This window comes from Leuconostoc sp., assembly GCF_965300815.1.
Map to the genome: position 1 here is coordinate 1 of NZ_CBDKZH010000104.1, position 4565 is coordinate 4565.

Consider the following 4565-nt stretch of genomic DNA (forward strand, 5'->3'; position numbering starts at 1 on the left):
CCCTTATAACGCCTAATAAAATACGTTTTCTAACGTGATATCATATTGATATGACAACAAAGCAACGCACAACCCCTGATATTTGATAACATTGTCACAATATTGACCATTTTAACCAAAATAACCCCGAATTGAACCAATCTATTCGGGGTTATTTTGTCGCGTTTTAATACGCAAACAATTATCAGTATGATACAAATCAAACGATCGACACGACATTTTTTATCATCGATCAATCGCGCAATTTATTTTTTCATGACAAAAAACGATCTCTAATGAAGGAATCTCACACACTGCCCGCCTTTACAAAAAAATGACAAACGTTTTTAAAACAAATGATTGACCCCCTTAAACTAATAGTGCTAAACTTAACTCCATTGTTAACAACAGTTAACTAAATAAAACAACGGAGACTTACCCCTAATGAAGAAAACACTCCTCTTGTCAGCAACTGCTGCAATCCTTGCCGGTGCCTTTTCACCAGCAGTTTTTGCCGACACAACATCAGGTTCAACCGCAGCCGCTTCAAGCACACCAGCCCCTTCAGCAACAACTGCTGGTGGTTCAATGTCAGCTGTTGTGGCCACTGATAACGTGATGCCGATTGTTTCAGGTACAACCAACTATAACTTCGGTAACATCAACTATGCCTGGAACAATGGTAAGGCCTCATTGACACAAGGGACCGCCGCAGCTACTGGTTCATTTTCAGTACAAAACCTGAAGACACAACTTGACTGGACGCTTTCAGCCACTTATTCCGATAACAACGCTGTTGATGCTTCCAATAACCAAGCGGTTGTCATCCCCGATGTTGCTTTGAAGGCAGCCACCCTAAGCAACTATGCCACAACAACTGTTGCCGCACCAGGCGCAACTTTGAACTTGGCAAATGGTACACCATCATTTACTGGAACAGTGGCCTACACCATCGCGCCAGCTAACGTTCAGTAAACCATTTAGTTTACAAATTGATACTAATCATAAAACGTAGTGCCTATCACTACGTTTTTGTACATAAAATTGGATAACACTCATGAAAAAAATTTGGATTGGTCTGTTGACCTTGTCCCTCTTATTAATCCCACAAATTGCCCACGCGGATGGTGCAGATTTTACCGTTGCTACTGTGCAAAATCAATATCAAAACCCGACGAACAACGGTTACTTCGCCTTAAAGATGCCTGCCAAAGCCGAAACGGACTTAAAGGTGACGATTTACAACACTGGGACAACACCAGAAACCTTTAATCTGGCTGTTAATTCTGGTGTCACAAATCTGAATACCGCACTAGATTATGCCAAGACCCCTGCCAAAGGCACCCTATCAGTGCCACAAAATTTGCAATTTAACCAAATTGCGTCATTGCCACAAAAAGAAGTAACCGTGGCACCTGGGGCTAATACGGTCGTGAGAGTGCATCTCAAATTGCCCGATGTGTCATTTGCCGGTAAATTACTCGGTGGAATTACAGTGACGCGCCAAATTGAAACGAATGAAAAAAAGACCACCGGCCTAACTGACCAATTCGCTTATGCTGTGCCCATTGTTATCCGTCAAAATGATGATGCTGTGACGCCGAAACTGACTGCCACACATCTTAAGTTACTGACCGCTAATCATAATAATAATTTAGTGGCCGATATTCAAAACGTGACCCCTACCATTCTGAATGGCGTCACTCTCAAATCCGAATTGGTTGATCAATCTGGTCGTGTCGTTTTCTCAAAAATAGATAGCAACCATAGCATTGCGCCTCAAAGTAATTTTACTTATCGGAGTTCATTAGGCAATCAGTCCTTTGCGAGTGGCCGTTATACTTATCGATTAACCGTCACCGACAATGCGAACCACACCTGGACGTGGCAACAACCATTGACGCTTAATCAAAGCCAATCTGATAGTATCAATAACACAGCAAAACACAACACTGTGAAAAAGCCAATCAATTGGATCATCATTGGCATGATCGCTATGGCAGTCGTAATTTTCTTGCTCTTAGCCGCTGTCGGGTATCTCCTCTTCAAGCGTTCAAAGCAAAAATCACAAACTAAATAACCAATCAAAGGATCTTTTGCTCAGGCAAAAGATCCTTTTTGTAAGAATTTATAAAAATAACTAGCGTTTTCTTAACACGGCGATTTTGTCACAAAAGCGTCATGTTCACACGTTATATTAAGGGTAACGTTTAGGGAGATCGATATGCGACGACATCATCCACAACACCATATGAAATGGTGGCGGCTGATTGGTTGGTTGTATCTCGTAGGTTTACTGGGCTATGGTATTTTTATCATCCTCACAAACCTGCCACGATAAAGACCAACCACCAGTGATGCCTGCCTTTGACATGTCAAAAACTGACCAAAAATATTTGACGTGTACTTTATTTGTTACGGCATGACATATGGTAGCAGTCGTCTGATCCTAATTTGTTAGATACTTTAAAACACACGAATGGATACCGACATTGAAACCGATAACGACACTATCTGATCTCATCGCTTTGATGAAACATCTCAATGCTCACACGGCAACTTTAAAATTCTACGACATGGCCGACCGTTATATCCTACGCATGGGTGATTGGCACTTAGATTTTAGCGATGCTACGGCAAACCAGTTACTCGATGCGCTGGCTGAGGCTGATACCGAAAATGTCACGATAACAATCGTCAACAATCGCCGAGCTGCAAAAATTCAAGCCAATTAAAAAATAGACTGTTTAGCAAGAAGATTTTGCTAAACAGTCTATTTTTTAATCTACTATTATTTATTGTGCCATCGCTTGTGCAGCTGTAATGATGGCCACCTTATAAACATCTTCTTCGTTGGCACCACGTGACAAATCTGACACTGGCTTATCCAAACCTTGTAAGATTGGGCCGATTGCTTCAAAACCACCCAAACGTTGGGCAATCTTATAACCAATATTACCAGCTTCTAAGCTTGGGAAAATAAAGGTATTGGCTTGACCTGCGACTTGAGAATCAGGTGCTTTTGCCGCACCAACTGATGGGACAAACGCTGCATCGAATTGCAATTCACCATCAATTTGGTCTGCTAATTCTGGTGCCATTTCCTTGGCTAACTTCGTGGCTTCAACAACCTTATCTACCATTGGTGACTTGGCTGAACCCTTTGTTGAAAATGATAGCATCGCCACTTTAGGTTCAATGTCAAATACCTTAGCTGTTTGCGCAGATTGCACCGCAATTTCTGCCATCGTTTCTGCATCAACATCAATATTGATAGCAGCATCAGAGAAAACATAACGTTCATCACCCTTTTGCATGATGAATGCGCCAGAAATACGTGATGATCCTGGTGCTGTTTTAATAATTTGCAAGGCTGGTCGTACAGTATCACCAGTTGGATGCGTTGCACCAGACACCATACCATCTGCCTTACCTGTGTAAACCAACATTGTCCCAAAATAGTTCACGTCACGTAACCACTTGGCCGCTGTCTCGGCATCAGTCTTACCCTTACGACGTGCAACCAAAGCAGCATTTAATTCTGCCAATGCGTCAGCATCATATTGCAATGGATCAATGATTTCAACACCTGATAAATCAAAGTTATTTTCTGAAGCAGTTGTCGCAATGACACGTTCATCCCCTAACAAAATTGGCTTAATCAAGCCTTCCGCTGCTAAACGCGCCGCAGCACCTTGAATACGGACATCTTCCCCTTCAGGGAAAACAATTGTTTTATTTTGACCGTTAATCTTACTTTTTAATTGTTCGAATAATTCAACCACGATCGTTCCTCCAACGTCACTCACATACTATTTTAATTTCATTTACAAATTAATTGTAACAGAATAATCCGTGTTTGTCTGCGAATTTGTGATTTTTTTCACTCAATTTAACCAATCAATTGTTTCGCGGTTTTGTGCTGCTAAAAAGACGTTTGCTTGCGAAAATGGCCGACTACCAAAAAAACCACGGTAAGCCGATAACGGACTGGGATGCGCAGACGTTAGCACGAGGTGTTTCGACTCATCAATTAAGCGGCGTTTGGATTGGGCATATTTACCCCACAAAATAAATACCTTGGGCGATGCATCTGCTGATGCCGCCGTCATAATGGCATCTGTCAGTGGCTCCCAAACCTGCCCCGCATGGCCATTTGCCTGACCAGCCGGCACTGTCAACACCGCATTGAGCAGTAGCACCCCTTGTTGCGCCCAAGATGTGAGATCATGGGATTGGCGTGGCCCAATATCCGTGGCTAATTCCTTTAAAATATTACGTAATGATGGCGGTGCCGGGATAGTATCAGGCACTGAAAAACTCAGACCCTGCGCTTGTCCTACTTCATGATACGGATCTTGACCCATAATCACTACTTTTGTTTGTGGTAAAGATGTTGTCGTCAATGCCGCAAATACCTTATCCCTTGGTGGATAAACAGTCTGGTTTTGGTACGCGGTGTTTAAAAATTGTTGGATCGCTGTAATCTGTTCTGGCGCTAATGTTGCTTTAATGTATGGCGCCCAGGATGTGTTAGCAAGTGGCATTTTTACGCTTCTTTCGTGTTAAAATAAGGTCAAAGAGGT

The 4565-nt window shown here is 42.4% G+C and carries 5 protein-coding genes; 3 read left to right on the forward strand and 2 right to left on the reverse strand.

Annotated elements, in window-relative coordinates; genetic code table 11:
- The first annotated feature begins 423 nt into the window (after positions 1 to 423).
- The 3 genes from ACW12G_RS06540 to ACW12G_RS06550 all read left to right on the forward strand — a co-directional run bounded on the left by ACW12G_RS06540 (position 424) and on the right by ACW12G_RS06550 (position 2714).
- Positions 424 to 954, forward strand: coding sequence for a hypothetical protein (locus ACW12G_RS06540; RefSeq protein ID WP_455647561.1), 531 nt, complete (start codon positions 424 to 426; stop codon positions 952 to 954).
- 82 nt (positions 955 to 1036) lie between these two features.
- Entirely contained in the window at positions 1037 to 2059 is a 1023-nt protein-coding gene (locus tag ACW12G_RS06545; protein ID WP_455647562.1) for a WxL protein host-binding domain-containing protein, read from the forward strand.
- Positions 2060 to 2471: 412 nt separating this feature from the next.
- Entirely contained in the window at positions 2472 to 2714 is a 243-nt protein-coding gene (locus tag ACW12G_RS06550) for a phosphate acetyltransferase (RefSeq protein WP_455647563.1), read from the forward strand.
- Between the two features lie 60 nt (positions 2715 to 2774).
- On the opposite strand, the gene pta is transcribed toward ACW12G_RS06550, so the two are convergent.
- Together pta and ACW12G_RS06560 are read right to left on the reverse strand one after the other, a co-directional pair.
- Complete coding sequence (pta, locus tag ACW12G_RS06555) at positions 2775 to 3764, reverse strand: phosphate acetyltransferase (RefSeq protein ID WP_029509149.1); 990 nt, start codon at positions 3762 to 3764, stop codon at positions 2775 to 2777.
- A gap of 102 nt (positions 3765 to 3866) precedes the next feature.
- Positions 3867 to 4526 (reverse strand): uracil-DNA glycosylase, encoded by a 660-nt coding sequence (locus tag ACW12G_RS06560; RefSeq protein ID WP_010005747.1) that lies wholly within the window; start codon positions 4524 to 4526, stop codon positions 3867 to 3869.
- Positions 4527 to 4565 lie beyond the last annotated feature (39 nt).